3 protein-coding genes are annotated in these 3655 nt (G+C 72.4%); 2 read left to right on the top strand and 1 reads right to left on the bottom strand.

What is annotated here, in order from left to right; genetic code table 11:
* A partial coding sequence (locus tag ACY45C_RS05120; RefSeq protein WP_462186494.1) for a helix-turn-helix domain-containing protein occupies window positions 1-1151 on the bottom strand: 1151 nt, incomplete at its 3' end.
* Between the two features lie 256 nt (window positions 1152-1407).
* On the opposite strand from ACY45C_RS05120, the gene ACY45C_RS05115 reads away from it, so the two are divergent.
* Window positions 1408-2709 (top strand): M16 family metallopeptidase, encoded by a 1302-nt coding sequence (locus ACY45C_RS05115; protein WP_462186509.1) that lies wholly within the window; start codon window positions 1408-1410, stop codon window positions 2707-2709.
* On the top strand, window positions 2706-3655 hold a 950-nt coding region (locus ACY45C_RS05110; RefSeq protein ID WP_462186493.1), incomplete at its 3' end, for a M16 family metallopeptidase. The genes ACY45C_RS05115 and ACY45C_RS05110, both read left to right, overlap by 4 nt.

Genomic DNA, 3655 nt, shown 5'->3' with positions numbered 1-3655 from the left:
TAGCGGACGGTCTGCGGATGGATGTGCAACCGCTCGGCGATCAGCCCGCGCTGACCCCGCAGGGTCAGCCAGTGCAGGAGGGTCTCGGCCAGCCGTTCCCTGGTCCGGCAGGGCAGCCCGTCGAGGGGAGCGAGCCGGCGGGACGCAAGGTCGGTGATAAGCCCGGGGTCGCTGGCCAGCAGCAGGGCGCTGAGATGTTCGTCGGTGAACAGGGGGTCGGCCGCGGCGATGCCGCGAAGCCGCCCGGCGCTCCGGGCATCGCAGGCGAACCTCGCCCGCGCCGCGCTCGCCGCCGCCTGCCCCCACGGCACGGCCGGTCCCACCACCGCGGCGAGCCCGGCGAGCTGTCTCGCCAGTGCCGCCCGGGTGGCCGCCCGCTCGGTCGAGCCGACGAACATCCAGATGTCTCCCCCCTGCACGGCGCGCGGGCAGCCCGAGGGCAACCGGGAGGGGAGCGAGCCTGCCCAGGGGTCGGCCTCGTGGTTGCCCTCGCTATCAGCCGGGTGGGTGCCCGGATGGCCGGCCGGGTGGGTGGCCGCGGAGCCGGTCGGGGCGGGGACGAGCACGGCGGCCAGCCGGCCGGGCAGCCGCACGCTGCCGGAACGGGCGACCTGCGCGATCGCCCCGCCGGTCGCGCCGGACAGCAGCATCTCGCCCAGCCGGTCCCACAGCCGCTCCAGTTCACCGGCCGCGGTGTACTGCTCGGACGCGTAGCCCTCGGCGGAGGCCGCGGAGATGCCGTCGATGTAGGCGAACATCATCTCGGCGAGGGACACCAGCGCCGGGCCGTCCAGCCCGCCGCGGCGGGCCGCCGCCTCCCCGAGGCGGCGCCAGGAGACGCGGGCGCCCACCCGGTAGGCGCTCAGCAGGTTGTCCAACGACCGTCCCGCGTACACCTCGCCGCGGCCGAGACGGACATAGACCTCCCGGCTGGCGGCGAGGTCGAGAGTGCAGTGGGGACCGGCCTCGACCAGGCTGAGGAAGCGGAACAACGCCTCGTCGACTCCGCGGCGCACCTCATGGCCGAACTTGCCTTCCAGCGGGCGCGCGTAGGCGGGAACCTCCCGGGCGATCGCGGCGATGATCTCTTCACCCAGAGCGTCGAACTCGGCGGTGAGGATCTCGCTCAGCCCGGCTGGAAACTGTCCCATGGGAACAGTTTGCCGCCCGACAGTCGCAATCTCCCGCACCTCGTCCTCTGGGCGGGCCGCCCGTGGTCGTCTGGGCGGGGCCGCCCGTGATCGTCGCCGGCGGCCGGCGGAATCGGCTCCGGGCGGGCCGTGGCACGGCCTCCCGTGGCCATGACTTGGGATGGGTGTCCTCTTCGCCACCGGCGCGGCCCGCCGGGCAGTAGCGTTGGCAACTGTGTCCCCGCCTAGAGAACCCGGCCCGGCCGCGTCCACCGCGATGAAGTCGGCCCTGCCGGCATCCTCCTATCCGATCGAGCGGACCCGGCTCGGTAACGGCCTGCGCGTGCTGCTCGCCCCCGACCACACCGCGCCGGTGGTGGCCGTCTCGGTGCACTACGACGTCGGGTTCCGATCCGAGCCTGAGGGCCGTACCGGATTCGCTCACCTGTTCGAGCACCTGATGTTCCAGGGCAGCGAGAACGTCGGCAAGGCCGAGCATCCGAAGCACGTCCAGGCCGCCGGCGGAATCTTCAACGGATCGACGCACCCGGACTACACGGACTATTTCGAGCTGCTCCCGGCCGGGGCACTCGAACTGGCCCTGTTCCTGGAGGCGGACCGGATGCGGGCACCGAAGATCACTCGCCAGAACCTGGACAACCAGATCGCCGTGGTGCAGGAGGAGATCCGGGTCAACGTCCTGAACCGCCCCTACGGGGGATTTCCCTGGATCAAGCTGCCGCCGGTCGCGTTCGACACCTTCCCGAACGCCCACAACGGCTACGGGGATTTCTCCGAGCTCGAGGCCGCGAGCCTGGACGACGCCGAGGACTTCTTCGACAAGTACTACGCACCGGGCAACGCCGTGCTGACCATCGTCGGCGACATCGACCCGGAGGAGACGCTTACCTTCGTCCGCCGGTACTTCGGTGACATCCCCGCCCGCTCGGTGCCGACGCGGGTGAGCTTCGCCGAGCCGGTGCCGAGTACCGAGCGCCGGGCGGTGCTCACCGACCCGCTCGCGCCGCGCGCCGCCCTGGCGGTCGGCTACCGGGTGCCCGACCCGATCGACGACCTGTCCACCTACCTGTCCTACTACCTGCTTACCGAGATCCTCAGCGACGGCGACGCCAGCCGGCTCGAACGCCGCCTGGTGCAGAAGGACCGTTCGGTCATCGGGGTGAGCACCTACCTCGGCACCTTCGGGGATCCGTTCGAGCAGCGTGACCCGCTGCTGCTGACCCTGGAGGCCCGCCAGTCCGAGGACGCGAGCGCGGACGCCGTCCTCGCCGCCGTCGACGAGGAACTGGCGCGGCTGGCGGGTGAGGGCCTGGCGGACGGCGAGCTGGAGCGGGTGCAGGCGCGGGTGGCGTCCTCGCTGCTGCGTGAGTCCGACGACGCGCTGGGACGGGCACTCGCCATGGCTGTGCACGAACTGCAACGGGGACGTCCCGAGCTGGTGAACGAACTGCCCGCGGAACTGTCCGCGGTGACCGGGGAGGCCGTCGCCGCGGCCGCCCGGGCGCTTCTCGACCAGGGCCGCTCGGTCCTGGAGCTGGGTGCCGGCGCCGCCTCATGAGCGGCAGCGCGCTGAGCTCGACGACCACCCGGGCGGCGGTCATCCCGGCCGTGCGCCCGACCGTCCCGGCGGAGCTGCCGGCTGTCAGCGACCACACTCTCGACAACGGTCTGCGGGTGCTGGTGGTGGAGCGGGCCAGTGTGCCCCTGGTCGAGGTGCGGCTGCGGATCCCGTTCGCCGGCGTCGGCGCCGTGCACCAGGCCCGGGCCGAGGTGCTCGCGGAGACGCTGTTCACCGGATCACACCGCTTCGACCGGGTGGGCCTGGCCACCGAGGTCCAGCGCCTGGGCGGATCGTTGTCGACCGGGGTCGACGCCGACCGGCTGTCCATCGTCGGTTCCGCCCTCGCGGTGAACCTCGAACCCCTGTTGGGAATCATGGCCGAGGTGCTCCTCGGTGCCACCTACCCGGACGACGAGGTCACCGGCGAACGCGACCGGATCGTCGAGGACACGGCGATGGCCCGCAGCCAGCCCGCGGTCATTGCTCGGGAGGCGCTGCTCGGCCGGCTCTTCGGTGACCACCCCTACGCCATCGGCATCGCCGAGCCGGAGACCGTCGGACAGGTCGGCCCCGAGGACGTACGGGCCCTGCACACCGAACGGATCTCCCCGGCCGCCGCGATCCTCACCCTGGTCGGGGCCGTGTCGGCGCCGCGTGCTCTCGCGGCGGTCTCCGCCGCGCTCGGCGGTTGGACGGGCGGGCCCGCGCGGGCCGTCCCGCCGGTCCCGGCCCTCACCACCGGCCCGATTGTCATCGTCGACCGTCCGGGTGCCGTGCAGACCAACATCAGGCTGGGCGGACCGGCCCTGGGCCGCTCCGCGCCCGGATACCCGGCGCAGCGGCTGGCGAGCACCATCTTCGGTGGTTACTTCAGTTCCCGGCTGGTCAACAACATCCGCGAGGACAAGGGCTACACCTACTCCCCGCGCAGCTCGATCGATCA

The sequence above is a fragment of the Frankia sp. CcWB2 genome, from assembly GCF_977927585.1.
This window is presented reverse-complemented; position numbering and strand designations above follow the sequence as displayed.